At 68.6% G+C, this 26,367-nt stretch carries 25 protein-coding genes; 13 read left to right on the plus strand and 12 right to left on the minus strand.

Annotated features, from left to right (window positions below):
- Positions 1 to 96 precede the first annotated feature (96 nt).
- From AC069H_RS06335 to rsmD, 10 genes are all read right to left on the minus strand, one after another.
- A complete protein-coding gene (locus tag AC069H_RS06335) occupies positions 97 to 1,452 on the minus strand; it encodes a polysaccharide lyase 6 family protein (RefSeq protein ID WP_478231565.1) in 1,356 nt (451 codons plus the stop codon).
- 111 nt (positions 1,453 to 1,563) lie between these two features.
- Positions 1,564 to 2,310: a ribonuclease III gene (rnc, locus tag AC069H_RS06340; protein ID WP_034323482.1), complete on the minus strand. Its 747-nt coding sequence runs from the start codon at positions 2,308 to 2,310 to the stop codon at positions 1,564 to 1,566.
- 15 nt (positions 2,311 to 2,325) lie between these two features.
- Complete coding sequence (rpmF, locus tag AC069H_RS06345) at positions 2,326 to 2,508, minus strand: 50S ribosomal protein L32 (protein WP_005160412.1); 183 nt, start codon at positions 2,506 to 2,508, stop codon at positions 2,326 to 2,328.
- A gap of 72 nt (positions 2,509 to 2,580) precedes the next feature.
- Positions 2,581 to 3,198 (minus strand): YceD family protein, encoded by a 618-nt coding sequence (locus AC069H_RS06350; protein WP_478225722.1) that lies wholly within the window; start codon positions 3,196 to 3,198, stop codon positions 2,581 to 2,583.
- Between the two features lie 268 nt (positions 3,199 to 3,466).
- The gene (locus AC069H_RS06355) at positions 3,467 to 4,192 is read right to left on the minus strand and encodes a DivIVA domain-containing protein (RefSeq protein ID WP_034323487.1); all 726 of its coding nucleotides are present in this window, start codon (positions 4,190 to 4,192) and stop codon (positions 3,467 to 3,469) included.
- 124 nt (positions 4,193 to 4,316) lie between these two features.
- Positions 4,317 to 5,111 carry a hypothetical protein gene (locus tag AC069H_RS06360; RefSeq protein WP_478231566.1) on the minus strand — a complete coding sequence of 265 codons (795 nt, stop codon included), beginning with the start codon at positions 5,109 to 5,111 and terminating at the stop codon, positions 4,317 to 4,319.
- Entirely contained in the window at positions 5,111 to 5,581 is a 471-nt protein-coding gene (locus tag AC069H_RS06365) for an RNA polymerase sigma factor (RefSeq protein WP_478231567.1), read from the minus strand. Before AC069H_RS06365 ends, AC069H_RS06360 begins: the two co-directional genes overlap by 1 nt.
- A gap of 69 nt (positions 5,582 to 5,650) precedes the next feature.
- The gene (locus tag AC069H_RS06370; RefSeq protein ID WP_478225725.1) at positions 5,651 to 6,343 is read right to left on the minus strand and encodes a ribonuclease domain-containing protein; all 693 of its coding nucleotides are present in this window, start codon (positions 6,341 to 6,343) and stop codon (positions 5,651 to 5,653) included.
- A gap of 99 nt (positions 6,344 to 6,442) precedes the next feature.
- Positions 6,443 to 6,925 carry a pantetheine-phosphate adenylyltransferase gene (gene coaD / locus AC069H_RS06375; protein WP_016336395.1) on the minus strand — a complete coding sequence of 161 codons (483 nt, stop codon included), beginning with the start codon at positions 6,923 to 6,925 and terminating at the stop codon, positions 6,443 to 6,445.
- 53 nt (positions 6,926 to 6,978) lie between these two features.
- Entirely contained in the window at positions 6,979 to 7,533 is a 555-nt protein-coding gene (rsmD, locus tag AC069H_RS06380) for a 16S rRNA (guanine(966)-N(2))-methyltransferase RsmD (protein ID WP_034323500.1), read from the minus strand.
- Positions 7,534 to 7,655: 122 nt separating this feature from the next.
- Here rsmD and AC069H_RS06385 point away from each other — a divergent pair, with 122 nt between their 5' ends.
- Positions 7,656 to 9,770 carry a HelD family protein gene (locus tag AC069H_RS06385; RefSeq protein ID WP_478231568.1) on the plus strand — a complete coding sequence of 705 codons (2,115 nt, stop codon included), beginning with the start codon at positions 7,656 to 7,658 and terminating at the stop codon, positions 9,768 to 9,770.
- Between the two features lie 258 nt (positions 9,771 to 10,028).
- Here the strand turns inward: AC069H_RS06385 and AC069H_RS06390 are convergent, their stop codons facing one another.
- Positions 10,029 to 13,844: an nSTAND1 domain-containing NTPase gene (locus AC069H_RS06390; RefSeq protein WP_478231569.1), complete on the minus strand. Its 3,816-nt coding sequence runs from the start codon at positions 13,842 to 13,844 to the stop codon at positions 10,029 to 10,031.
- Between the two features lie 164 nt (positions 13,845 to 14,008).
- Between AC069H_RS06390 and AC069H_RS06395 the strand changes: the two genes are divergently transcribed.
- The 12 genes from AC069H_RS06395 to AC069H_RS06450 all read left to right on the plus strand — a co-directional run bounded on the left by AC069H_RS06395 (position 14,009) and on the right by AC069H_RS06450 (position 25,335).
- Positions 14,009 to 15,004, plus strand: coding sequence for an LLM class flavin-dependent oxidoreductase (locus AC069H_RS06395; protein WP_478231570.1), 996 nt, complete (start codon positions 14,009 to 14,011; stop codon positions 15,002 to 15,004).
- A gap of 441 nt (positions 15,005 to 15,445) precedes the next feature.
- Positions 15,446 to 16,240, plus strand: a complete 795-nt coding sequence (locus AC069H_RS06400) for an MlaE family ABC transporter permease (RefSeq protein WP_020630757.1) — start codon at positions 15,446 to 15,448, stop codon at positions 16,238 to 16,240.
- A complete protein-coding gene (locus AC069H_RS06405; RefSeq protein ID WP_038509575.1) occupies positions 16,240 to 17,091 on the plus strand; it encodes an MlaE family ABC transporter permease in 852 nt (283 codons plus the stop codon). Before AC069H_RS06400 ends, AC069H_RS06405 begins: the two co-directional genes overlap by 1 nt.
- Positions 17,088 to 18,347: an MCE family protein gene (locus tag AC069H_RS06410; RefSeq protein WP_478231571.1), complete on the plus strand. Its 1,260-nt coding sequence runs from the start codon at positions 17,088 to 17,090 to the stop codon at positions 18,345 to 18,347. Before AC069H_RS06405 ends, AC069H_RS06410 begins: the two co-directional genes overlap by 4 nt.
- Positions 18,344 to 19,351: an MCE family protein gene (locus AC069H_RS06415; RefSeq protein WP_478231572.1), complete on the plus strand. Its 1,008-nt coding sequence runs from the start codon at positions 18,344 to 18,346 to the stop codon at positions 19,349 to 19,351. The genes AC069H_RS06410 and AC069H_RS06415 overlap by 4 nt, the downstream gene beginning before the upstream one ends.
- A complete protein-coding gene (locus AC069H_RS06420) occupies positions 19,348 to 20,337 on the plus strand; it encodes an MCE family protein (RefSeq protein ID WP_478231573.1) in 990 nt (329 codons plus the stop codon). Before AC069H_RS06415 ends, AC069H_RS06420 begins: the two co-directional genes overlap by 4 nt.
- Positions 20,334 to 21,326 carry an MCE family protein gene (locus AC069H_RS06425; RefSeq protein ID WP_478231574.1) on the plus strand — a complete coding sequence of 331 codons (993 nt, stop codon included), beginning with the start codon at positions 20,334 to 20,336 and terminating at the stop codon, positions 21,324 to 21,326. Before AC069H_RS06420 ends, AC069H_RS06425 begins: the two co-directional genes overlap by 4 nt.
- Positions 21,326 to 22,381, plus strand: a complete 1,056-nt coding sequence (locus tag AC069H_RS06430; protein ID WP_478225734.1) for an MCE family protein — start codon at positions 21,326 to 21,328, stop codon at positions 22,379 to 22,381. Before AC069H_RS06425 ends, AC069H_RS06430 begins: the two co-directional genes overlap by 1 nt.
- Entirely contained in the window at positions 22,381 to 23,574 is a 1,194-nt protein-coding gene (locus tag AC069H_RS06435) for an MCE family protein (RefSeq protein WP_478231575.1), read from the plus strand. Before AC069H_RS06430 ends, AC069H_RS06435 begins: the two co-directional genes overlap by 1 nt.
- On the plus strand, positions 23,559 to 24,062 hold the full coding sequence (locus tag AC069H_RS06440) for a hypothetical protein (RefSeq protein WP_340683383.1): 504 nt from the start codon (positions 23,559 to 23,561) through the stop codon (positions 24,060 to 24,062). Before AC069H_RS06435 ends, AC069H_RS06440 begins: the two co-directional genes overlap by 16 nt.
- On the plus strand, positions 24,059 to 24,625 hold the full coding sequence (locus tag AC069H_RS06445; protein WP_478225736.1) for a hypothetical protein: 567 nt from the start codon (positions 24,059 to 24,061) through the stop codon (positions 24,623 to 24,625). The genes AC069H_RS06440 and AC069H_RS06445 overlap by 4 nt, the downstream gene beginning before the upstream one ends.
- A 50-nt stretch (positions 24,626 to 24,675) precedes the next feature.
- Positions 24,676 to 25,335 (plus strand): hypothetical protein, encoded by a 660-nt coding sequence (locus AC069H_RS06450; protein ID WP_478225738.1) that lies wholly within the window; start codon positions 24,676 to 24,678, stop codon positions 25,333 to 25,335.
- 75 nt (positions 25,336 to 25,410) lie between these two features.
- Here the strand turns inward: AC069H_RS06450 and AC069H_RS06455 are convergent, their stop codons facing one another.
- Positions 25,411 to 26,325 (minus strand): RCC1 domain-containing protein, encoded by a 915-nt coding sequence (locus AC069H_RS06455; RefSeq protein ID WP_340683386.1) that lies wholly within the window; start codon positions 26,323 to 26,325, stop codon positions 25,411 to 25,413.
- Positions 26,326 to 26,367 lie beyond the last annotated feature (42 nt).

Below are 26,367 nucleotides of genomic sequence, written 5' to 3' on the forward strand. Positions count from 1 at the left end.
CCCTGAAGGTAGGGAAGGAGGCCTTCGCTACCTTCGCCGCCGCCACGGTCGCCCCCGCGGCGCGTGAAGCGGGCGAGGTACCGGTATGGAGCGGGGTCAGGGGGCGAGCGGCCCGACATCCGCCTTCGTCAGTGCCTTCCGCGCCCCGCCCGGCAGCAGCTCGTCGGCCCCGACGTCGTACTTCCCGGATCGCTTCTGCAGATCGAAATCCGTGCCCGCGTACGGGTAGGAACCGACACCGGCGTCGACCGCGGGGCTCCCGGACGACAGGCGGTACAACCCGTCCCGCACCAGCTTCGGGTCGACCGACCGGTACCCGGACGGCATCCCCGCCGGCCCGCCCCAGGCGATGTTCCCCTCGTACTTCACGACCGAACCGCCCGGCATGGTCACGAGCTTTCCCGTCCCCTGCAGGACGTTGTTCGCGAGCACGCAGTCCTTGGGTTTGAAGTCACCGCCGTCGCCGTGGACGACGTCCGTGGTCCCGACGACGGTGTTGTACGCGACCACGACCCGGTCGGGCCGGTCGTGGAGTTTGCTGTCCGGTCCGCTGTCCGCCTCGTTGCCCGAGCCGAAGACGATCCCGCGGTTCGCCGTGGTGTGCACGTAGTTGTTGACGATCTTGTGGTCGTTGCCGTGGAAGCGGATCCCGGACCGGCCCAGCAGGATGTTCCCCTCCACCACGCTGCGATCGCCGTGGCGCAGCACGAGGAAACCGCGGCTGTCGCGGATCGTGTTGTACCGGATGACGTTGTCCGACGACTTCACGGAAATCGCCTCGGAATCCCCGTCGGCCTTCTCGAACAGGTTGTACTCGACGATCCCGCCCGCCTTGTACTTCTGGTGGTGGCTCAGCCCGAACCGGATCGACTCGCCACCGTTCGCACCGGTGAACCCGTGGTTGGAGAAGTGGTTGTGGTGCACATGCACCCGCTTCGCCATGTCCTTCGCCGGGCCGAGCACCTGGAGGAAGACACCTTGGGTGGTGCGGTTCTGCAGCACGTTGTGGTCGAACTCGGTGTCGTCGCCGTTGAGGGTGACCCAGTTGCCGCCGCCGGTGAGCCGGACGTCGAGCCTGGTCAGCCGGTTGTGCGTGCTGCCCACCGGCACGCTCAGCGATCCACCGTGCCGGAGCTTGAACCCGCGCAGCACGACATGCGAGGCCCCGGAGGAGAACGAGAACCCCATCGATCCCTTGATCTCGGCCTTGCCGACGTGTTCCGCGGTGATCGTGATCGGCGCGTTCGCCGTCCCCGACCGTTTGATCGCGATGGCCGAACCCGCCGAATAGCTGCCGTCGGCCAGCCGGATCTCGTCGCCGGGAGCGGCCTTGTCGATCGCGGACTGCAACGCGCTCAGCGACGTCACCCGGACGACCTGAGCACCCGAAGCAGTGGCAGGACCTGTCACCAGCGCCAAAGCCGTCGCTGTGACAAGGCAGAGAACACGCATCCGCCGACCTCTCGACAGGCGACCTGAACGGTCGCGTCAGTGGCGGCGGACTGCGATGACGTTACTGATTCACCGGCTCGTGCGTCAACGAACCGTCCCGCTGAGGAAGACTCAGGTCGTCTTCGGCGGCTGGTCGACGTCGAGCTCGGCCGAAAGCTGTCGCCAGGCCGTCTCGGCGGCCTTCTGCTCGGCTTCCTTCTTGGTCGTTCCCGAGCCGTAGCCGAGTTCACGCCCGCCGACGAGGACGGTGGCGCTGAACTCCTTGCGGTGATCGGGCCCGGTGTCCTCGACCTTGTACTCGGGCACGCCGAGCCCGGCCGACGCCGTCAGCTCCTGGAGGCTGGTCTTCCAGTCCAGGCCGGCGCCACGCAGCGGCGCCTCGGCGAGCAGGTCGTCGAACAGGTGGTGCACGAGCTTGCGCGCGACGTCGATGCCGTGCTGCTGGTACGCGGCGCCGATGACGGCTTCGAGCCCGTCGGCGAGGATGCTCGCCTTGTCCCGGCCGCCGGTGAGCTCTTCGCCCTTGCCCAGCAACAGGTGCTTGCCCAGCCCGCCCTCACCGAGGCCGCGCGCGACCCTGGCCAGCGCGTGCATGTTGACCACGCTGGCCCGGAGCTTCGCGAGCTGTCCCTCGGCCAGTTCGGGATGGGTGTTGTAGAGGTGGTCGGTGACGACCAGGCCCAGCACCGCGTCGCCGAGGAACTCCAAACGCTCGTTCGGCGGCAACCCACCGTTCTCATAGGCATAAGAACGGTGGGTCAGCGACAGCGTCAGCAGCTCGGGTTCGATCGTGATCCCGAGAGCTTCGAGCAGTGGTGCGGGGTCCGCGGGTGGTCCACCGGCAGATTTGCCCCCCATGTCGTCGGCTGCCGATCAGGCGGGCTCGACGACCTGGCGACCGTTGTGCTGGCCGCAGGCCGGGCACGCGATGTGCTGGAGCTTCGGCTGCTTGCAGGCGCGGTTGGAGCAGGGCACCAGCTGAACCGGAGCCGCCTTCCACTGGCTGCGGCGCGCGCGGGTGTTGGATCGCGACATCTTCCGCTTCGGGACGGCCACGAGTAGATCTCCTTCAGACGGTCTGCCCGCGGTCGCGAGCGAACTTGCTTCTCCGGAACGAGCTGGTGCTCGTCAGGCTTGCTTTCCGGGGCCATCAGCCTGGTCATCGCCCGTTTCGTCATCGAAACGATCGACCAGCGCGGCCCACCGAGGGTCTATCTTCTCATGCCCGTGCCCGGGCTCGAGATCGGCCCACTTGACACCGCATTCGGTGCACAGTCCCCGGCAGTCCTCGGCGCACAGCGGGGCCAGCGGCAGTGCCAGCACCACCGCGTCACGGACCGTCGGCTCGAGGTCGATCCGGTCGTCCACCAGGCGCGGGATCTCGTCCTCGTCGGTGGTCTCCTCGGTCGCGGAGCCGGGGTAGGCGAAGAGCTCGGTCAGGTCGACCTCGACGTCCTCGGTGATCGGGTCGAGGCACCGCGAGCAGTGCCCCGTCGCGACGGCGGACGCCGTGCCGCTGACGAGCACACCCTCGACGACGGACTCGAGCATCAGGTCGAGTCCGAGGGTGGAACCGGCGTCGATGGTGATGACGTCGGGCACACCGAGCGCGGTCTCGACGGGGATCGACCGTTGGACGGCCTTGCTCAGGCCGGCGTGACGGCCGAGTTCGCGGGTGTCGAGCACCCACGGGTTCCGGTCGTCCAGTTGCGCAGGCCTGGCCTGCGGCGACTTGTTCTCAGACATCGGTCACCAGGGTACGCAGGTACCGCCACTCACTTTCGGGCGGCCGGAGCTCGGAAGTGCCGTGAAGGCCTCCTTACCTACCCTCAAGGTAAGGAAGGAGGCCTTCACCACCTCCGTTGCCAAATGAACCAGCAGCGCGGCGCGGTGCGGTGGCGAAAGTTCGTCGAGCGCCGCCGCTGGCATGGGCGATGAACAGCTGTCGAACTGGTGTCGCAGGGTTCCCGAGCCGGCTCTAGCGCGTGGAGGGAGCCTTCAAGTACTTGAGCGATCAGGACTGGTAGTCGTACAGCGACGTCCGGCTGTTGCCCGGCAGGTTGACCGGGGACCGGAGGTGGTTGCGCCCGGAGTCGACCGTCCGCAGCGTGGTCGCCAGCAGTTCGGAGAACTCGGCAAGCTTCCCGTCGACGTAGGCGTCGCAGTCGCCGCGCTGCTTGTCGGCCTCGACGTGCGCCTCGTCGACGATGCGGGCCGCCTCGCCGTGCGCGGCCTGGACGACCTCGGTCTGGGCGACGAGCCGGGCCTGTTCGGCGCGGCCGTCCTCGATGGCGCGCTCGTAGGCGTCGCGGCCCGCCTGGATCATCCGCTCCGACTCCGCGCGGGAGCGGTCGGTGAGGTTCTGGAACTCGGCCTGCCCGGCGGCGACCATGCGCTCGGCCTCGGCGTGCGCGTCGCTCATCATCTGCTCGGCGCGGGCGCGGGCGTCGGCGAGGATGCGCTCGGCCTCGGCCTGCGCGTCGGCGACCGTGCGGTCGGCCTCGGTGTTCGCCGTGGTGATCGTCTCCGCCGCTTCGGTGCGGGCGGTCTGGATCAGCTGATCACGTTTGTCCAGGACGTCCTGGGCGTCGTCCACCTCGCCCGGCAGCGCGTCGCGGATGTCGTCGAGCAGTTCCAGGGTGTCCCCACGCGGGACGACACAACTGGAGGTCATCGGCACGCCGCGGGCTTCCTCCACGATGGTGACGAGTTCGTCGAGCGCCTCGAAAACCCGGTACACGGCCCACTCCCTACCTACTGCTACAGCGATCCCCACATTCCCTGAGATCAGTTTGCCCTCATCACCGCCGTAAGGGGTGAAAGCGCGCGGTACCGGGCGTGTCCCCGCCGGTACCGCGCGCCACCTACCGCAGGTTGAGCCCGGGATCCGTGACCAGTCTGATCAGCTGATCGTCGGACGAGGGCGAGCCACCGTCGACCGCGCTGTCCGTCACGGTCACGGACGTGCCGTCGGCCCGGTACACGACCGCCCCGCGCGTGGCCTCGACTTCACCGGGAGGCAGTGACGGGACGATCCCGGAGAGGACGACGGTGCTTCCGTCGGCTTGGGGCAGCTTCACGCAGTCCACCGGTTCGCCGCTCGTCACGCCGGAGATGTCCGCGTCGAGTCCGGCGATGGCCTTTCGTCCCGGCTTGCAGCTGTCTTCGAGGGAGAAGCCCAGCTTGGCGGCCTCGGTACCGCTGATCGTGATGACGAGGGCACGGGCGAAGCCGCCGGCGTCCCGGTACCCGGCCACGGCGACGAGGACGTCCCAGTCGTTCTCGGTCCGCAACTGGTGGATGGAGCGGACCTGAATGTCACCGGCCCCGGTGAGCACGGTGGGCAGCGTGGTCGTCAGATGCCCGGTGATCCGCGCTTTCTGAGCCGTCAGATTCACTTTCGGCGACACCGGCGGTTTCCCGGTTTCCGGCGGCTTCGCTGAGACAGTCGGCACGGCGGGCGTGACCACGGGATCGTCCCCCGGCGCCACGAACACCACCGCGGCCGCGATCACCGCCAGCGTCGCGGCCCCGGTGGCGAGGATCCCTCGCCGATTCCGCGCCTTCTTCGCCGCCGTCCCGGCGACCTCGTCCGGGTCGAAACCGAGCGGGGGTTCGGCCAGTGTGATCCCGCGCAGCCTGTTTTCGAGTTCGTCCATCACGCGCTCCTCCCGGAGACAGCCTCGTCGTGCTGTCTCTGCAGGGCCGCGCGCAGGACGTCGAGTCCTCGCGCGGCCTGGCTCCTGACCGTCCCTTCCGAACAGCGCAGCACGACGGCGGCGCGCTGTTTCGGGGGAACTTCGGCGAGGGCGCGAAGCAGCGAATCCGAGATCCCGGCATCGGCCGGGGCCACGGGCTCTTCGGGGACGACGCCGTCGCGGTTCTCTCTGCTCCGCCATGGTCGTCGCCGCTCGTCGAGCCAGCAGCGCATCAGGATCTGCCTCGTGTAGTTGTCGACGGGCCCTTTCCGGCGGACCTTCGGCCAGACCCGGTAAAGGCGTATGAGCGCGGTTTGGACCAGATCCTCCGCGAGATGCCAGTCGCCGCAGAGCAGATACGCCGTCCGCCTGAGCGGTAGCGCCTTGTCCCTGGCGAACTCCCTGAAGCTCGCGTCATCCCCAGACCGCATCGTGCCTCCTCGTCCGTGTTCCGGTGTATCTCACGGACGGGGAGGCACGAAATGTTGCACGGGGGCGGATCAGCCGGCGAGGTTCACCAGTTTGAAGGTCGCGTAGCGGTCCGGCGTATAGACGATCTCACCGCCCTTGCCGGAGATCACGCGGTCGCTCGTGCCCACCGGGAACAGCTGGTAGTAGCCGGAAGCGCACGACGGCAGGACACCTTCGCGGTTCTCGTAGACCGTGCCGGTCGCGCCGCCGCGAGCCTTGTCCACCACGGACTTCGCCGCGGAGGACAGCGTCGAGTAGCCGATCTTCGTCAGCTTCGAGGTGTCGCCGCAGGACGGCGCCGGGGTGCCGTCGGCGTCGATCACGGAGAAGGTCTTGTAGTGGTCGGCGGTGTAGAAGTGCTCACCGGCGTTACCGGTGACGATGCGGCGCGCACCGCGATCGGGCGAGCCCGGTGTCGGGACCGTGTACTCGCGGTAGTAGCCCGACGCGCACTTCGGGAGGATGTTCTCGCGGTTGGAGAAGACCGTGCCGTCCTTGTCCGGGTACGGGAACGGGCCACCCTTCTGGATGAGGTCGTAGGTCGTCGTCGCCTCGGCGGGCAGCGACGACAGCGACACGTGCTTGAACCCGGTGAGATCCCCGCACGGGTTCTGCTGGACCGAGACGGGGGCGGCCGTGGCCTGCGCGGCACTCAGCCCGCCGAAGAACGTGACAAGCAGAACGAGCAGCGCGGCGGCGATCCGCGATCGTTTGTTGGTCATTTTCGGACCGTAACCCGATCGTGTATTCACCAGAAGGCGCCGAGATGAACTCTTCATCCCCGCTCACCAACGCCCGACCAACGGCTTCGGCCGTTCGGGTCAACCTCGTTCGGAGTACTTCTCCGAGAGGCGTTTGAACACTATCGGCGGCACCAGGTGCTCGATGTCGCCGCCGAGCGCGGTGACCTCCTTGACCAGCGAACTCGACACGAATCCGTACGCCGGGTTGTTGGCCATCAGCAGCGTTTCGAGCCCGGTCAGCTCGCGGTTCATCTGCGCCATCTGGAGCTCGTAGTCGAAGTCGCTGACCGATCGCAGCCCCTTCGCGACCGCGATGATGTCGTTCTCGCGGCAGTAGTCGACCAGGAGTCCCTGCCACGAGTCGACGCGGACGTTCGGCAGCTTCGCGGTGATCTCGCGAAGCATGTCCATCCGCTCCTCGGTGGTGAACAGGCCCTTCTTGCTCTTGTTCACCCCCACCGCGACGACGACCTCGTCGAACAGCTTCGCCGCCCGCTCGATGATGTCGAGATGTCCATTGGTGGCCGGGTCGTAGGACCCGGGACAGACCGCACGCCGCATGGCGCGGACGCTACCAAGGCGAGGATCGTCCTGCGCGTTCTGCGCGTTCTGCGTCACACCTGATATTCGGCCCAGTAGAGCGCGGTGTCGCCGTAGCGCTTCGTCCGCATCGGCTCGAAGCCCGGCGGCCAGTCCGGCTCGCCGTCCCTAGCGGCCCGCTCGATCACCACCAGCGCGCCGTCCGTGACCCACCGGCCCGCCGCGAGCGCGGCCATGACCTCCCCCAGACGGGTGGAATCCACAGCGTAGGGCGGATCGGCGAGGACGATGTCGAACGTCTCCGGCGCCGGCGCGGCCACGACGGACTCGACGGCCCCGGCCCGGACCGCGCCGCCGAGCCCCAGCGCGGCGACGTTCCCCTTGAGCACTTCTACCGCGCGCCGGTCCGACTCGACGAACAGCGCGCCGGACGCGCCGCGGGACAACGCCTCCAGCCCGAGCGCGCCCGAACCGGCGTAAAGGTCGAGGACCTGGGCACCCTGGAGCTCGCCGGCGACCTCCAGCGCGTTGAACAGCGCCTCGCGCACGCGTTCCGACGTGGGCCTCGTGCCTTTCGGCGGGACCTTCAGCCGCCTGCCGCCCGCGGTCCCCGCCACGATCCTGGTCATGCGTGCATCGTGCCTCAACGCCTTCCGCCGTGACGTTGGCCGGGACTTGGTGAAGCCGCCGCCCAGCTCGCGTAGAGTCGTCCTTCGCCCTCGGAGGCGATAGAAGCGTTTAGGAGCGTTGCGTGTCCGAACCTCGGGTCAGACGGGCCGAGATCGCCATCGAGCAAGCCCATGTGGACACCGTCTACACCCGGCTCGCCGAATTGCGAGCCCAGGCTGAGGCCATGCGTACCAAGGGCTATGAGATCGGCCATGGCGCCGGGCGGGAAGCCATCTTCGAGCAGGCGTCCATGCTGTTCGAACGGGACATGATGGTGTACCACGCCAATCAGACCCTCCAGACCCTCGACGCGGAGTACGAGGGGCTGGTGTTCGGCAGGCTCGACCACCTCGACAACGACCACATCTACGTGGGCCGCCTCGGCATCCGCGACGCCGAGTTCGACAACCTCGTCACCGACTGGCGCGCGCCCGCGGCCGCGGCGTTCTACCAGGCGACGGCCGAGGAGCCGATGGACGTCGTCCGGCGCCGGGTGATCCGGTGCTCCGGCCAAACCGTGCTCGACGTCGACGACGACGTCCTGATCGCGGACGCGGTCCCTGACGGCATGCAGATCGTCGGCGAAGGCGCGTTGATGGCCGCGCTCGGGCGGTCGCGTGGCGAGAAGATGCGGGACATCGTCGCCACCATCCAGAAGGAGCAGGACGAGGTCATCCGGGCGCCGTGGCGCGGGGTCACGGAGATCACCGGCGGCCCCGGCACCGGCAAGACCGCGGTCGCGCTGCACCGCGCGGCGTACCTGCTCTACCGCCACCGGCGCCAGCTCGGCGGCGCGGGCGTGCTGGTGATCGGCCCGTCCGGGGTGTTCACCAGCTACATCTCGCGGGTGCTGCCGTCGATGGGTGAGACGAACGTCGAACTGCGCGCGCTCGGCGAGGTCCTCGACGGTCTCGAAGCGACCCGCCAGGACCCGGCGCCGCTTGCGGCGATCAAGGGATCGCTGCGGATGCGCAAGATCCTGCTGCGCGCGCTGCGGGACACGCCGGAAGACGCGCCGGAGGACATGAAGATCGTCTACCGCGGCGAGGTGCTGCGGCTCAACGCGCGCGAGCTCGACAAGGTTCGCCGCAAGGTGCACACCGCGGGCGGGCCGCCGAACCGGTCGCGGATCCGCGCCGCCGAACTACTGCTCGACGCGCTCGCCGCGAAGGCCGAGCAGCATGCGAAGGACGACGGCCGTCAGATCGACAAGGCCGAGCTGATCACCGAACTCGGTGAGCGCATCGAATTCCACCGGTTCCTGGTGGTCTGGTGGCCGATCCTGTACCCGGCGCAGATCCTGCGGTGGCTCGGCGACGAGAAGCGGCTCGCGTCCGCGGCGAAAGGCCTGCTCAACCGCGGCGAGATCAGCATGCTCGCGGCCGATTTCGCCGATCGCTCGCGCGGCTGGACCATCGCGGACGTCGCGCTCCTCGACGAGCTGCGCGTCCTGATCGGCCCGCCGCCCAAGAGCCGCCGGACCCGCCAGAACGTCGAGGTCAACCCGGAACGCGGCGGCGCCCCGACCCGGCCCGAGCACTACGACGAGTACTCGCACGTGGTCGTCGACGAGTCGCAGGACCTCTCGCCGATGCAGTGGCGGATGGTCGGGCGGCGCGGCAAGTACGCGAGCTGGACCGTGGTCGGCGACCCGGTGCAGAGTTCGTGGCCGGATCCGGCCGAGGCCGCGATGGCGCGGGACCAGGCCTTCGGGCTCAAGACGACGCGGCGCCGGTTCACCCTGCGCACCAACTACCGGAACTCGGCGGAGATCTTCGACCTGGCCGCGAAGGTCGTCGCCGGTCACGCGGAGGCCGACGAGCTCCCGCGCGCGGTGCGGCAGACCGGTATCACGCCGGAGGTCCGGCCCGTCGAGGCCGCCGGGCTGGAGGCGGCGACGCAGACCGCGGTGAAGGAAATGCTGGGTGTCGTCGAAGGCACCGTCGGCGTGATCACCGCCATGGACCGGGTGCCCGAGGTCGAGGGCTGGCTCGACGGGCTGTCGGACGAGCGGCTCAAGGTCGTCGGCAGCCTCGACTCCAAGGGCCTCGAGTACGACGCCGTCGTCCTGGTGGAGCCCAACGACCTCATCACGGAGTCGACCACCGGACGCCGGGTGCTGTACGTCGCGCTGACCCGCGCGACCCAGCAGCTGACCGTCCTGGCCTCGAACCCGGACTGGATCCCGGCCGCCTGACCCCCTCACGCGTTTAGTCCTCTGGATGCGGTAGTTGCGTGTGCAACTACCGCATCCAGAGGACTAAACGCGTGCGCGAAAAAGCTGAAGGGCTCCTTCAGGACACTGGTGAATGCCCTGAAGGAGCCCTTCAGACCCCCGGTGAGTGAACGATGTGGGGACGCATCGCACGTCCAGGGGTATTTCTAGCGCCTGTTCGTTGTTCGGTGTCACGGCGATCTCACCGAACAACAACGCCGAACAACGAATCGGCCGTGGTCACGGGCACGGAGGCCGGTAATCGAGCCCCGGCAGGTGTTGTTCCCACTCTTCCGCCGTGATCCGCGGGTACACGGTCGCGCAGATGCGTTCGGCGGCCCGTTCGGGGCTGGTCTCCCACAACCGCACGCTGCCGTCCGCGACCGAGCCCGCGAGAGTGTGCCCGTCGGGGGCGAACGCCACGGCGTTGACCCGGTCGACGTCGTCGGTCAGGTTCGCCGATTCGCGGACGGCTCCCGGATCGGAGACGTCCCATAGTCGCACGGACCGGTCGTAGCTGCCGGTCGCGAAGGTCTTCCCGCCCCCGCTGAAGGCGACCGAGATGACGTTGTCGGTGTGCCCGGCCAGCAGCGCCGCCTCCCGCGGGGCAGCCGGATTCGTCACGTCCCACAGCCTGCCGGTGCGATCGGCGCTCCCGGTCGCGGCGAGTTTGCCGTCCGGGCTGTAGGCGACCGAGAACACCGTGTCGGAGTGCCCCTTCAATACCGAAAGCGACTTCGGCGCCTTCGCCATCGAGACGTCCCACAGCCGGGCGGTATGGTCCCAGCCACCGCTGAGCAGGATGCGGCCGTCCGGGCTGAACGCGATCGAATGGACGTCGTCCTCGTGTCCGGTGAGGGTCGCGAGTTCGACCGGCCGCCGGATGTCGGCGACGTCCCACAGCTTCACGGTGTGCCCGCTGCCCGCGGTCGCGAGCGTCCGGCCGTCCGGACTGAACGCGACGGGGTCGATCTCGTCCGACGGGCGGTAGAAGACGCCGGTGTCGACCGGCTTGCGCGGGTCGGTGACGTCGATCAGCCGCATGGTGTGGTCCCAGGAGCCGGCGGCGAGCGTCCGCCCGTCCGGACTGAAGGCGAGACCGCAGACGCCCTGGCCGAAGCCCGCGACCTTGCCCACCTCACGCGGATTCCGGGTGTCGGAGACGTCGACCAGGCGCACCACGCCGTCCTGGCTGCCGGTGGCCAGCAGCTTCCCGTCGGAGCTGAACACCGCCCGGCACGCCGACCTCGCGGGACCGCTGATCGCGGGACCCGGCAGATCCCACATCCGTACCGTCTGGTCGTCGCTCGCCGTCACCAGCGTGCGGCCGTCCGGGGAGAACACCGCCCAGACCACGGCCGCGGTATGCCCGACGAGCGCCGGCTTCTCGCGCGGCTTCGCCGGATCGGCGATGTCCCACAGCCGTGCGGCGCGGTCGAAACCGGTCGTGGCCAGCGTCGTCCCGTCGGGGCTGAACGCCACGGACCGCACGATGGTCTTGTGCGCGGCCGTCGTCCCCAGCGGTGACGGCGCCATCGGATCGGCGACGTTCCACAGGCGCGCGGTCTGGTCGATGCTCGCGGTGGCGAGCGTCCGGCCGTCCGGGCTGAACGCCGCGGAGTGGATACCCGCGGTGTGCCCGCTCACCACGCCGAGTGGCCTGGCCTTGAGCGGGTCGGCGACGTCCCACAACCGCGCGGTCTTGTCGGCGCCGGTCGAGACGAGCGTCCGCCCGTCGGGGGCGTAGGCGAGACCGTTGACGTTGCCGGTGTGCCCGGTGAGGGTGGCCGCGAGCACCGGTTTCGCGGGATCGCGGACGTCGAACAGGCGCACCGTGCCATCGCCGTCCGCGGTGGCGAGCACCGCCGCCTTCGGGCTGAACGCCACCGCGTTGACCCGGCTCGGATGCTCCCCCACCAGTACGCCCGGCCCGGGTTTCGCCGGTTCGGCGACGTTCCACAGTCGCGCGGTCTTGTCCCAGCCCGCCGTCGCGACCGTCGCGCCGTCGGCGCTGAAGGACACCGAGTTGACGTTGGCGGTGTGCCCGGAGAGCGTGGCCAGCTCGTTCGGGCGGTGGGGATCCTTGATGTCCCACAGCTTGGCCGTCTGGTCCCAGCTGCCGGTGACCATCACCTGGCCGTCGCCGCGCAGGGCGGTCGCGTTGACGCGGTGGCCGTGCCCGCGGACCCTGGTCGAGTAGGGCGACTCGAACATCCCGAGCACGCTGCCGCGGGTGTCCACGCTCGGATCGACGCGGTACGCCGCCAGCGCGAGCTGCGCGGCCAGCGCCGGATTCGTCGTCCGCATCTCGATGGCCTGCCCGGCGACCTTCTGCGCGAGCGCGCTGTTGCGCTGGCTGGTCGCGGTCTGCTCGGCGCGCACCGCGTACACCATCGCCGCCGTCGCCAGCACGAGCAGCACGGCCAGGAGCGCGACCAGCTGACGCAGCCGCCGGGTGCGGCGCCGGGCGACAGCCTGCTCGTGGTTCTCGATCGCGACGCTCGCCTCGAGGAACCGGCGCTCACGCTGGGAAAGCGCGCTGTCGTGCTCCCCCGCCCACTCCCTGGCGATGGCCAGCCGCGCGCCGCGGTAGAGCCAGCCGTCGTCGCGGCCGACGGACTCCCAAGCGTCGGTCGCCTCGGTGAGCTGGCGGTGCACACGCAGGCCTTCACGGTCCTCGGCGAGCCACTCGCGCAGGCGCGGCCAGCCCCGGATCAGCGCCTCGTGCGCGATATCGATGCCGTTGTCGTCGAGCGTGACCAGCCGCGAAGACGCCAGCCTGTCCAGCACGACGGCGACGTCCGGGTCGTCGGCGTCCACCTCGTCGCGGGTGATGCGGCGTTTGGTGTCCTCGGTGCCTTCACCGAGCGCGGTCATCCGCAGGAAGATCTGGTTCGCCAGCCGCTGCTGGTGTTCGGTCAGCGCGGTGAAGGTGTGCTCGGAGGTCTGCGCGACCGACCGTTCGATCCCGCCGGTGGACTCGTAGCCGGTGAGGGTGAGGGTGTTGCCATGACGGCGGCGCCAGGTCTCCAGCAGTGCGTGGGAGAGCAGCGGCAACACACCGGGCTGCCCGGTCGCGTCGGCGACGAGCCGTGAGACCAGCGCGTTCTCGACGCGGTACCCGGCGTCGATCGCCGGCCGCGAGATGGCCTGCCGCAGCTCCTCGGTGCTCATCGGGCCGACGAGGATCTGCGCGTCCTGCATGGCCTCGACCAGCTCGGGATGCCGCGCGCAGTGGGTGTAGAAGTCGGTGCGGATGCCGAGGACGACCCTGGCCCGGCTCTCCGGCTCGGTCGTCGCGGTGAGCAGCGCCGACAGGAACGCCGTCCGTTCGTCTGCGTCCTGGCAGAGTGTGAAGACCTCTTCGAACTGGTCGACGACCAGCACGACGTCGCCCTCGCGGTCGGCGACCAGCTGACGGGCGGCGAGGCCGAGGTTGCGGGGATGGTCGGTGAACTCGGTGAGCAGCCCGCCGGGTGCGAGCCCGAGCGCGGCGCCGAACTGGACGGCGCACTCCTGCAACGGCCGTGAACCCGGGGTCATCAGCAGGGTGACGGAGGTCTCGGCGAGCGCGGGAAGGAGGCCTGCCCTGAGCAAGGACGACTTACCCGAACCCGAAGCACCCAGAACGGCCAAGAATCGTTGACCCGAAAGCCTGCCGACGATTTTTTCGACAAGTCGTTCGCGCCCGAAGAATCGGCTCGCGTCCTCCGGCCCGAATGCGGCCAGACCGATATAAGGGACCGATTCCCCATTCGCCGGGACAATCGGTGAATCACCGACTCCGGCACGCGTCCGCTCGGTCACGTCGTGCCATCGGGCCTCCCACTCCTCCTCGGGGCCGTCGCACGCCCGGACATAGGCCAACGTGACCGCCAAGCTGGGCATCTTCTTCCCGCCGGCGGCCTCGGAGAGGGTGCCGGCGGAGTAGTGGGCGCGCCTGCCCAGCTCCCGGTACGTCGGATTCCCGGCCTTCTCCCGCAGACGCCGGAGATCGGCGGCGAACCCCAGCAACGGATCGTCCCCGGGGTCCAACGGTCGTTCCGGACGCGGCACCCTTTAATCCTTTCTTTTCAGTGGTTTCCCACGCTCGTATTAGGGGGCAACCGTACCCTGGAAACAGGAAGACTCCGCCGCGTACCGGGTACATCGAGTCGGTTAATTTCGATCGACCGACAGGTGCGGGAAGGGATCGCGGGTCCGCGGCGTTGTACCGACGCGTGACCTCCTTGCCTGACATCCCGCTGTCCGTGCTCGACCTCTCGCCCGTCGTGGCCGGAGGCGGTGTCGCGGACGCGCTGCGCAACACTCTCGACCTCGCGCGCCGGACCGAAGCCCTCGGTTACCACCGGTACTGGCTCGCCGAGCACCACAACATGCCCGGTATCGCGAGCTCCGCGACCGCCGTGATGATCGGCCAGGTCGCGGCCGCCACCGAACGCATCCGGGTCGGCTCCGGCGGGGTCATGCTGCCGAACCACGCGCCGCTGGTGGTGGCCGAGCAGTTCGGCACCCTGGAGGCGTTCCACCCCGGCCGGATCGACCTCGGCATCGGGCGCGCCCCGGGCACCGACCAGCGGACCGCCCTGGCGCTGCGCGGCCCCGGCGGGCTCACCGCGGAGAACTTCCCGCAGCAGTTCGCGGAGTTGCTGGCCTACTTCGAGCACTCCGACCAGCGCGCCGTCAACGCCGTCACCGCCGAAGGCAACAAGCCGCCGGTGTGGCTGCTCGGGTCGAGCGGCTTCAGCGCGCGGATGACGGGCGAACTGGGCCTGCCGTTCTCGTTCGCGCACCACTTCAGCGCCGAGAACACGCTCCCCGCCGTGGCGCTCTACCGCGACTCGTTCAAACCGTCGGACGTCCTCGACGAGCCGTACGTGATGCTCGGCGTCTCCGTGGTGGCCGCCGAGACCGACGAGCGCGCCCAGTACCTCGCCGCCCCCAGCGGCCTGACGTTCCTCAGCCTGCGCAAGGGCCGCCCCATTCCGCTGCCGACCCCGGAAGAGGCCACGGCCTACCCGTACACCGACATCGAGCGCGTGTTCATCGAGGACCGGGCCGCGAGCAGCATCATCGGCTCGCCCGAGACGGTCCACAAGGGACTCGAGACCCTGCTGGCCGACACGGGCGCGAACGAGCTGATGATCACGACCATGGTGCACGACCAGGCGGACCGGGTGCGGTCGTACGAGCTGGTCTCCGAACTGGCGCGCTGAGGCTTCTGTCTCGCCGTGAAGGCCTCCTTCCCTACCCTCAAGGTAGGCAAGGAGGCCTTCACGGACAAGCGACACGTGGGTGCGCAGCCGCCCCGCCAGTGCGCGCGAGGCAGCACCGGTCGCCGCCGACCTCGAGGATCGATCGAGAGCCGCCGCCGCGCCACGAATGGACCAGCGCGCCACCGGACACGAAAGAACGGACAAGGCCCGAGCCCGCCTTTGTCAAAAAGGAACAAGAATTCTCCGGTTACCAGGACGTGACGTCTTGATCACACCGAAGTTCTTGTCACCAGGCAGGCGCGTGATTAGCGTACCGACCAGTAGCAAACAGCACGGTAACACCCCGTTGATACTGTTCAACGATTCCGTTCCGCCATTCGGAGCAAAGGAATTGCGCAAGCTGGGGTGTATTCGCCGTGCCCGGAAAACGGGAGGGTCGGCGTGGGCGTCCGGACTAACGCACCCTCATTCCCCGGCGCGGGTGCGATCCGGGAGACCGGCAGGCTCTACTCACTCGGCCTCGACGTCGTCCGCCTGACCTTCCGGCGGCCGTTCCAGGCGCGCGAGCTGATCCAGCAGTTCTGGTTCATCGCGAGTGTGTCGATCCTGCCGACGGCGCTGGTCGCGATCCCGTTCGGCGCGGTGATCGCGCTGCACATCGGTTCGCTGACCGCGCAGATCGGCGCGCAGTCCTTCACCGGCGCGGCCAGTGTGCTGGCGATCATCCAGCAGGCCAGCCCGATCGTGACCGCGTTGCTGATCGCGGGTGCCGGCGGCTCGGCGATGTGCGCGGACCTCGGCTCCCGCACGATCCGCGAGGAGATCGACGCGATGGAGGTGCTCGGGGTCTCCCCCATCCAGCGCCTGATCGTGCCGCGGGTGCTCGCCGCGATGGGGGTCGCCGCATTCCTCAACGGAATGGTCAGCGTGGTCGGCGTCCTCGGCGGCTATTTCTTCAACGTCATCATGCAGAACGGGACACCGGGTGCGTATCTGGCCAGTTTCTCCGCTCTCGCGCAGCTTCCGGACCTCTGGATCAGCGAGATCAAGGCGGTCATCTTCGGTTTCGTCGCGGCGATCGTCGCGTCTTATCGCGGACTCAATCCGAAAGGCGGCCCGAAAGGCGTCGGTGACGCGGTGAACCAATCCGTGGTCATCACGTTCCTGCTCCTGTTCCTGTTGAACCTCGTGCTGACGACGCTTTACCTGCAGCTCGTCCCGGCGAAGGGCAGCTGATGGTCACGACGACACCCACCCGCGCGACGCGGGTCCGCGAGGCGGTCGATCGCCGGTTCGGGTTCCTGGACACGCTCGGCGACCAGATCCTCTTTTTCCTCAAGGCACTCGCCTGGGTGCCACGCGCGGTGCGCCGCTACCTCCGCGAGATCACCCGCCTGCTGGCCGAAGTCAGCTTCGGCAGCGGCGCGCTCGCGGTCATCGGCGGCACGATCGGCGTGATGATCGGGATGACCGTGTTCACCGGCACGGTCGTCGGGCTCCAGGGTTACTCGGCGCTCAACCAGGTCGGCACGTCGGCGTTCGCCGGGTTCGTCTCCGCGTACTTCAACACCCGCGAGATCGCGCCGCTCGTGGCCGGGCTGGCGTTGTCGGCCACCGTCGGCTGCGGTTTCACCGCGCAACTGGGCGCCATGCGGATCTCCGAGGAGATCGACGCGCTGGAAGTGATGGGCATCCCCAGCGTCCCGTACCTGGTGACCACCCGGATCATCGCGGGTTTCCTCGCGGTCATCCCGTTGTACGCGATCGGCCTGCTGACCTCGTATCTCGCGTCACGCCAGATCACCGTCTGGTTCTACGGCCAGTCCGCGGGCACCTACGACCACTACTTCCTGCTGTTCCTGCCACCGGGCGACGTGCTCTGGTCGTTCGGCAAGGTACTGGTGTTCAGCGTCGTGATCGTGCTCGCCCACTGTTACTACGGCTTCCGCGCGAGTGGCGGGCCGGCGGGCGTCGGCGTCGCCGTCGGCCGCGGCGTGCGGACGGCGATCGTGGCGGTCAGCGTGCTGGACTTCTTCCTCAGCCTCGCGATCTGGGGCGCGACCACGACGGTGCAGGTGGCCGGATGAGCCGGCGCGGGCTGCGCAAAGCCGGGGTCAGGACGGCCGGGGTGCTGTTCCTCGTGGTGATGTCCGCCCTCGTGCTGCTGTCGATCAAGATCTACCGGAAGGATTTCGTCGAATCCGTGCCGGTGACGCTGCAGGCGGACCGCGTCGGCAACCAGTTGCGCACGGGCGGGCAGGTCAAGGCCCGCGGCGTGGTGGTCGGCGAGATCCGTGACGTCCGCGCGACGCCGGGCGGCGCGGAGATCGACCTGGCCATGGAACCCGGCAAGGTCTCGAAACTGCCCAAGAACGTGTCCGCGCTGCTCGTGCCGAAGACGCTGTTCGGTGAGCGGTACGTGCAACTGTCCATTCCGGACGGTTCGACGGCGGGACCGCTCGCCTCCGGCGACGTGATCACGCAGGACCGGTCGGCCAACGCGATCGAGCTGGAGCGGGTCTTCGACAATCTGCTGCCCCTGCTCAAGGCGGTCCAGCCGCAGAAGCTCGCGACCACGCTGACCACCGTCGGCACCGCGCTGGAAGGCCGCGGCGACCAGATCGGCGACACGCTCGCCACCGCGGCCGCCTACCTGAAGGACTTCAACCCGAACCTGCCGAAGCTGAACGACAACATCCGTGACCTCGCGGAAGTTTCCAAGCTGTACGGCGACATCGCGCCGGATCTGCTCGACGCGCTGAGCGCCTCGGCCGTCACGCTCGACACGGTCGAGGAGAAACGTGCCGAACTGGCGTCGGTGTACCAGCAGGTGACGTCGTCCTCCCAGCAGGTCACGACGTTCCTCGCCAACAACCGCGCCAACATCATCGCGCTCGCCGCCGACAGCCGCGCACCACTGGAGGTCGCCGCGAAGTACTCGCCCAGTTTCGCCTGCACGCTGGACGCGCTCGCCAAACTGAAGCCGCAGATGGACAAGGTGCTGGGCGCCGGCACGGACGAACCCGGCCTGCACGCGGAGATCACCGTCAGCCAGCCCCGGGCCAAATACGTTCCCGGCAAGGACGATCCGGTCTACGACGCCACCGGTGAACCGCGCTGCTACCCGTCGAACGGCCTGATGAGCCAAGGGATCGAAGCGATCGACACCGTTCCGACGCTCGGCGCGCAGGGCGACCTCGGCCTGGCGAACTCGCCGCAGGAACGGGAACTGATCTCCACGCTGGTCGCCCCCTCGATCGGCGTCCCGGCCAACCAGGTCCCCGCCTGGGGCAGCGTGCTCGTCGGCCCGCTCTACCGGGGCACGGAGGTGACCCTGCGATGAGGAACTTCGTGAGCCCGCTGATCAAGGGGCTGATCTTCGTCGTCGTCACGACGCTGGCCACGGTGCTGCTGGCCGTGTCCATCACGAACACCGGCCTCGGTGACACGAAGACCTACAGCGCCAAGTTCCTCGACGCGACGTCGCTTAACGTCGGCGACGACGTCCGGATCTCCGGGGTCCGCGTCGGCCAGATCGAGGAACTCGAGATCGCCGACCACAGCCTGGCCCGCGTCCGGTTCTCCCTCGACTCCCAGCGCACGCTGCCCGCCGACGTGACCGCGGTGATCAAGTACCGCAACATGGTCGGCCAGCGTTACATCGCGCTCGAACGCGGCAAGGGCACGCGCGAGCTACTGGAGCCCGGCGCGGAGATCCCCCTGGAGCGCACGACGCCCGCGCTGGATCTCACGGAGCTGTTCAACGGCTTCAAACCGCTGTTCCAGGCGTTGTCGCCCAAGGACGTCAACCAGCTCTCCGGCGAGATCGTCCAGGTGCTGCAGGGTGAAGGCGGCACGGTGGAAAGCCTGCTTGCGCACACCGGTTCGCTGACCACCACGCTCGCCGGCCGCGACAAGGTGATCGGCGACGTGATCATGAACCTGGACACGGTGCTGAAGAGCATCAACGGCAAGGGCGACGCACTGTCCACTTTGGTCTCCACGCTGAAGGAGCTGGTGGCGGGGCTCGCCGGTGACCGCACCGAGATCGGGGAAGCCGTCTCCGGGCTGGCGGATCTCACCACCGCCACGGCCGGTCTGCTCGAACAGGGCAGGAAACCGCTCAAGGACAGCATCGAAGGGCTGGGCCTGCTCGCCGGTCAGCTGACGACGGAGACCGGCAAGGCCGAGGTCGACCGCTTCCTCACCGTTCTCCCGGGGAAGCTGAACGACCTGGGGCGGATCGGCTCCTACGGATCCTGGATGAACTTCTACCTGTGCTCGGCCGTCCTGCAGACCAAGCCTCCGCGCGGGGTCCCGGCGACGGCGGAGAGGTGCACGTCGTGAAACCCTTCAAGGAGCGGAACCCGATCGTCATCGGTCTCGTCGGCAGCGCCGTCGCGGCCGCGCTGCTGACCGCGACGCTCAACTACGAGAACCTCCCGATCATCGGCTCCGGAACCACCTATCAGGCCGAATTCTCCGAAGCCGCCGGGTTGCAGGCGGACGACGAAGTCCGCATCGCCGGGATCAAGGTCGGCGAGGTGAGCGACGTCCGGCTCGCCGAAGATCACGTCGTGGTCAGCTTCCGGGTCAAGGACGCCTGGATCGGCGACAGGACCGCCGCCGAGATCAAGATCAAGACCCTGCTGGGCAGGAAGTTCCTCGCCCTGCGCCCGACCGGCGAGTCGGTGCAGAACCCGAAGCAGGTCATCCCGCGCACCAGGACCGTGACACCGTACGACGTCACCGAGGCGTTCAACGGGCTGGCCGACACCGCGGGCGCCATCGACACCGATCAGCTCGCGGAGAGCTTCACGACACTCAGCGACACGTTCAAGAACTCGCCCGCGCACATCAAGAAGGCGCTCGAAGGGCTGACATCGCTGTCGAAGACCGTGTCCTCCAGGGACAACGAGCTCGCCAGCCTGCTGTCCAACGCGCACGGCCTCACCACCACGCTCGCGAACTCGAACGACGACTTCGCCAAACTCCTTTCGGACGGCAACCTGCTGCTGACCGAACTGGACAACCGGCGGCAGGCGATCCACGACCTGCTGACCGGTTCGCAGGACCTCGCCGTCCAGCTTTCGGGACTGGTGAAGGACAACAAGGACCAGCTCGGCGGAGCGCTCAGCCAGCTCGGAGAGGTGACCGACATCCTGCAGCGGCAGAACGACAATCTCGCCAAGAGCCTCGAACTCGCCGCGCCGTACTTCCGCGTGGTGAACAACTCGCTCGGCAACGGACGCTGGGTGGACGGCTACCTGTGCGGGCTCATCCCGGAGAACCGGGATCCCTGCACCCCGCCGATCCCGGGAGGTGGCCGGTGATCAGCAGATTCGTCACCCTCGCGCTCGTGCTCGCGCTGGCCGTCGTCGGCGGGCTCTGGTGGATCTTCTCCGGCACCGGGCTCGACCGCGTCACCGTGTACTTCTCGCGCGCCGTCGGCGTCTACAGCGGATCGGACGTGCGGGTGCTCGGCGTCCGCGTCGGCCAGGTCGAATCGGTGGACCCGGAAGGGGAACGGGTGAAGGTCGTCCTGACCGTCGACGGGTCGACCCCGATCGCCGCCGATACGAACGTCCTGGTCGTGGCGCCGAGCGTGGTGGCCGACCGCTACGTCCAGTTCACCAAGCTCACCCGCGCCGGGAACCGGCTGGACAACGGCGCGGTGATCCCGGTCGAGCGCACCGGAACGCCGGTGGAACTCGACCAGCTCTACTCCAGCCTCGACACCCTCGCCAAGGCCCTCGGCCCCAACGGCGCGAACGCCGACGGCGCGCTTTCGGAACTCCTGCGCACCGGCGCGAAGAACCTCCAGGGCAACGGCAAGCCGTTCAACGAGTCGGTGCGCAACTTCGCCGACCTCGCCAGGACCCTCTCCGGGAACTCGCAGAACCTGTTCGCCACCGTCGACGAACTGCAGCGGTTCACCTCGATGCTGGCCACCAACGACCGGAACGTCAGCGAGGTCAACAAGCAGCTCGCCTCGGTGACCGGCACGCTCGCCCGGAACAAGGACGAGCTCGCCCGCGCGCTCAACGGTCTCGGCGGCGCGCTGGCGGAGATCCAGCAGTTCATCAAGGACAACCGCGCGCTGATCAAGTCCAATGTGGACAAGCTCGCGGTGACAACCGGGACACTGGTCGACAAGCGCGCCGCGCTGGCCGAAACCCTCGACACGATCCCGCTTGCGGTGACGAACGTGCTCGAAGCCGTCGACCCGAAGACCGGCAAGCTGCAGAGCCGCGGCAACATGCTCGAATACCTCCCGCTCCCGCTGCCGGTCACCGGCGACACCTACACCGGGGGGCGCTGATGGCCGCGAAACGGAAGATCGCCGCGCTCGCCGCGTGCTGTGTCGCGCTCACCGCCTGTTCCTCGGATTTCAAGGGCGTCTACGACCTGCCGCTCCCCGGCGGCGCGGACATCGGCGACCATCCGTACCGGGTGACCGTGCAGTTCGCCGACGTCCTCGACCTGGTCCCCCAGGCCGCGGTGAAGGTCGGCGACGTCCCGGTCGGCCGGGTCGAGACCATCAAGCTCGGTGAAGACGGCTGGACGGCCGAGACCGTCCTTGCGGTCAACGGCGACGTCCACCTGCCCGCCAACGCCATCGCGCGGCTGCGCCAGTCCAGCCTGCTCGGCGAGAAGTTCATCGAACTGGCCCCGAGCGCGGCGAAGGCCGAGGGCAGGCTGGGCGAGGGCGCGGTGATCCCGGTCGCGAGCACGAACCGCAACCCGGAGTTCGAGGAGATCTTCGGCGCGCTGTCGCTGCTGCTCAACGGCGGCGGGATCGGCCAGTTGCAGACCATCAACCGGGAGTTGTCGAAGGTGATGGACGGCAACGAGGAGGAGATCCGCTCGTTCTTGTCCACTGTGGAACAGCTGGTGTCCAACCTGGACACGCACCGCTCCGACATCACCTCCGCGCTCGACGGGCTCAACCGGCTCTCCACGACGCTGGCGAACCGGAAGAAGCAGGTCGAGGGCGCGCTCACCGATCTCACCCCCGGCCTCCAGAGCCTTTCCGACCAGCGCACCCAGCTCGTCTCGATGCTGCAGTCACTGGACCGGCTCTCCGGCGTCGGTGTCGACGTGATCAAGAAGAGCCGGGCAGATCTCGTCGCGGACCTCACCGCGCTCGCGCCGATCCTCAAGCGGCTGGCCGACGCCGGCGAGAGCCTGCCCAAGTCGCTGGAGATCCTGCCGACGTTCCCGTTCACCGACGCCGTCCGCGACGGCATCAAGGGCGATTACCTGAACGTGTACGCCTCGGTGATCCCCGCGCCGGGTGTCGAACTCCCGCCCCCTGGCGAAGGGGTTCCGCCGGGGCTCCCGACCTTGCCGCTGCCGTCCTCCGGAGGTAGCTGATGCTCACCACCCGTGTCCGGATCCAGGTGATCGCGTTCGTCATCCTCGCGCTGGCGACGACGGCGTTCGTCGGGGCCAGTTACGCGGGCCTCGGCCGGCTCTTCGGGGCGGGCGGGTACACCGTGAAGCTTTCGCTGACCGACGGCGGGGGCCTGTTCACCAACGGCGAGGTGACCTATCGGGGCGTCGCCGTCGGCCGGGTCGGCGAACTGCGGCTCACCGACGGTGGCATGGAAGCGGACCTGGTGATCGACGACGACGCGCCCCCGATCCCCGCGAACTCGCGGGCGGTCGTGGCGAACCGGTCCGCGGTGGGCGAGCAGTTCGTCGACCTCCAGCCGCGGACCGGCGACGGGCCGTACCTCGCCGAAGGTTCGGTCATCCCGCGTGAGGCGACGGCCGTTCCACTGCCGGTGCAGCATCTGCTGACCGACCTCGACTCGCTGACCGCGTCCGTGCCGACCGAGGACCTGCGAACCGTGGTCGACGAACTCGACAACGCCCTGCGCGGTTCCGGCGCGAACCTGCAGGTGCTGCTGGACTCCACCACCGACTTCACCAAACAGGCCGCGAACCACCTGCCGCAGACGGAGAAGCTGATCACCGACGGCTCGACCGTGCTGAAGACGCAAGTCGACTCGTCGCAGGCGTGGCGGCAGTTCAGCGGCAACGCCAAGCAGTTCGCCGAGCAACTGTCCCGTTCGGACGGTGACCTGCGGCGGCTGATCGCGACGGCGCCCGACGCGGCGACCCAGCTCTCCGGGCTGCTGCGGGACAACGAACCGGGCCTGCCGATCCTGCTGGCGAACCTGCTCACCACCTCGCACGTGTTCTCCGCCCGCACTGACGGCCTCCGGCAGCTCCTGATCAACACCCCGAAGGCGGTGTCCGCGGTCGACGCCGCCGTCGACGAGCAGTCCGGGAAGATCGGGCTGGTCCTGACGTTCTTCGACCCGATGCCGTGCGCCAAGGGCTACGGGGGCACGAAGGTCCGCAGCAGCGCGGAACTCTCGGCGCTGCCGTTCAACACCGGTGCCGCGTGCACGCTCGAAAAGGGCAACGCGAGTTCGGTCCGAGGCTCGCAGAACGCGCCGAAGGGCGGCGTCCCGCCCGCCGCGATCCCCGGCGGCTTCGGCGCCGACGGCCAGCCGACGTCCACCAGCCTCGAGGAGATGTTGTGGCTGCGCAACTGAAGATCGCGATCGCCGTGTTCGCCGCGGCCTGCGCGTTCGCGGGATGGGCCGGGTACACCTGGTTCACCGCGACGGGTTCCGAGGCCGTGTCCTACGGCAACTCGCGCGACGAAGCGCTGAAGTCCGGGCGTGAACTCGTCGCCCGGCTCACGAGCCTCGACCACCACCGCGTCGACCAGGGCATCGCCGACTGGCTCGCCGCGTCCACCGGCCCGCTGCGCGAGCAGCTGGGCAAGGCCGACGACGCGACGAAACGGACGCTCACCCAGGACGCGACCGTCTCGACGGGCAAGGTGCTCGACGCGGCGATCAGCGAACTGGACGACCACGCGGGAACGGCCAAGATGCTGGCGTCGGTGGAGATCACGATGGCGAAGGAGGGCGCGGCGCCGACGACGAAGCGCAACCGGTTCGCCGCCGGGCTGACCAGGACGGACGAGGGCTGGAAGCTCAGCGCGCTCGACCAGCTGCCGGTGGGTGCGCGATGACCGCCACGGCCGACACCGAAACCGAGGTCGTCGAAGAAGAGGTCACCGAGACGCCATCACGCCGGTCGAAGCTGCCGCTGATCCTGCTGGTGGCGGCGGCCGTGCTGGTCGCGGCCGGGGTGTGGTTCACGCTGGAGGCGAAGTCGATCTCGGCGGCGCCGTCGGCGGCCAACACCGCGCTCACCGACGTCGGCGCGACCGCCGAGGTGAACTCCGCGGTGACCGTGGCGCTCGACAAGATCTTCTCCTATTCCTACGACCGGACCGACGCCACCGAAAAGGCGGCCGCGTCGGTGCTCAGAGGCAAGGCGCTGGAGTCCTACAACCAGTTGTTCGCCCAGGTCAGGGAAAAGGCTCCGGCGCAGAAACTCGTTCTCACCACCCGCGTCTCCTCATCCGCCGTCCAGGAACTCGGCGACGGTAAAGCGAAGTTGCTGGTATTCCTCGATCAAGCGGCCACCCGGGCCGACAACAATTCTTCGACAGCGGCCGCGGCGCAGCTTTCGATCACCGCGGAACGTGAAGGCGACAACTGGGTCATCACCGATCTCGTCCCCCGGTGATCCCTCATTCGTCCGCTTTGTAAACCAGGAGAGAAAACGAGGAGAATCCCATGTTCGGTCGAACGCGCCCTAAATCAGCCCGTCGCCGTCTCGGCACGGTCGTCGCGCTCACGTCCGCGCTCGCCGTGGCGGGCAGCCTCGCCGCGACCCCCGCCCTCGCGGACGATCCGGTGGAGATCCCGGTGTCCTACACCGTCACCGGGAAGACCACGGTGAAGAAGACCGGCGGCACCCTCGATCTCGGCCCCGGCCAGCTCGACGGCGCCCTGGTCATCGACGGTGACAACGTCGGCATCCGCGGAAACCTTTCCCTGCCGCCCTCGACGGCGAACATCTCGCTGGTCTCGGGTGTCTTCAAGATCAAGGCCCGTGTGCGGATCGAGCCGACCGGCCCGGTCACCGGCACGCTCGCCAACGGCGACCTGACCACCCACTCTCAGGCGAACATGCTGATCGACAACATCGTGGTCGGCCTGTTCTGGCCGGTCATCCCGCTCCCGACGGTGCCGAACGCCTGCAAGACCGTCAAACCGCTCGACCTGACCCTGGTGTCGAAGAACGTCGACCTGTTCGCGCCGACCATCCCGTCTTCGGGGACGTTCACCATCCCCGAGTTCAAGGACTGCTTCATCAACGACCTCGCGCTGGGGGCGTTGATCTCCGGTCCCGGCAACACGATCGACCTGAGCATGAAGTCCAACCTGTCCTGACACCCGTCGGGGCCTGCAGTCCGTGAAGGCCTCCTTCCCTACCTTCAGGGTAGGCAAGGAGGCCTTCACGGACCGTCAGCAGAAATACGGCGCCGTCGGGTCGACCAGCGCGACCCCGGTGCTGTCACCTGCGGAAACGGCGTAGACCGGAGCGCAGACCCCGGAGAACTTCCAGAAGTCCGTCGGCGGTTCCGTGCTGGTGTCACGGCTTTCCGACTTCACGTTGCTGCCCCAGGCGAAGACGCTCCCGTCGGCTTTCAGCGCGACATTGTGGTTGAACCCCGCGTCGATGGCGACGACGCCGGACTGCGCCTCCGGCGGAACCGTGGCCTGGCCGTAGAAGTTGTCGCCCCACGCGATGACGCCGCCGTTCTTCAGCGCGATGCTGTGCCGGAACCCGGCGGAGACCGCCGAGACCCCGGACGTGGCCGCCGCGGGCACGGTGATCTGGCCTTTCCCGTTGCTCCCCCAGGCGACGACGCCGCCGTTCTTGAGCGCCAGCCCGTGATCGCCGCCCGCCGAGATCGCGGTGACCCCCGACGAAACCGTCGTGGGCACGGCCGTCCTCGAACCCCAGCTCAGCACGCTGCCGTTCGTTTTGAGCGCCAGATTGAAGTACGCGCTGGTGGAGATCGCCGTGACCCCCGACGTCGCGGCCGCCGGTACCACGTTCTGACCGTAGAAACCGTTGCCCCAGGCGATAACACCGCCGTTCTTCAGCGCGAGTTCGTGCGCCCAGCCGGCGGCGATCGCCGAGACCCCGGACGTGGCCGCGGACGGGACGGCCAGCTGGCCGTAGCTGTCGTTCCCCCAGGCGATCACCCCGCCGCCCTTGAGCGCGAGGTGGGTGATCGCGCCCGCGGAGACCGCACTGGCGCCGAGCGCCGCGGCCGGTATGGTCCCCTGTCCGTAGTCGTTGCTCCCCCATGGCCGCGCTTCGCCGGTCGGCGCGGCGCTTGCCGTACCGGAAAGGGAAACCGTTGCGATCATTACGGTAATCGCGACGCCCGCTACCCGTCGTGATCCCGATCG

This window comes from Amycolatopsis sp. NPDC043887 (genome assembly GCF_056435665.1).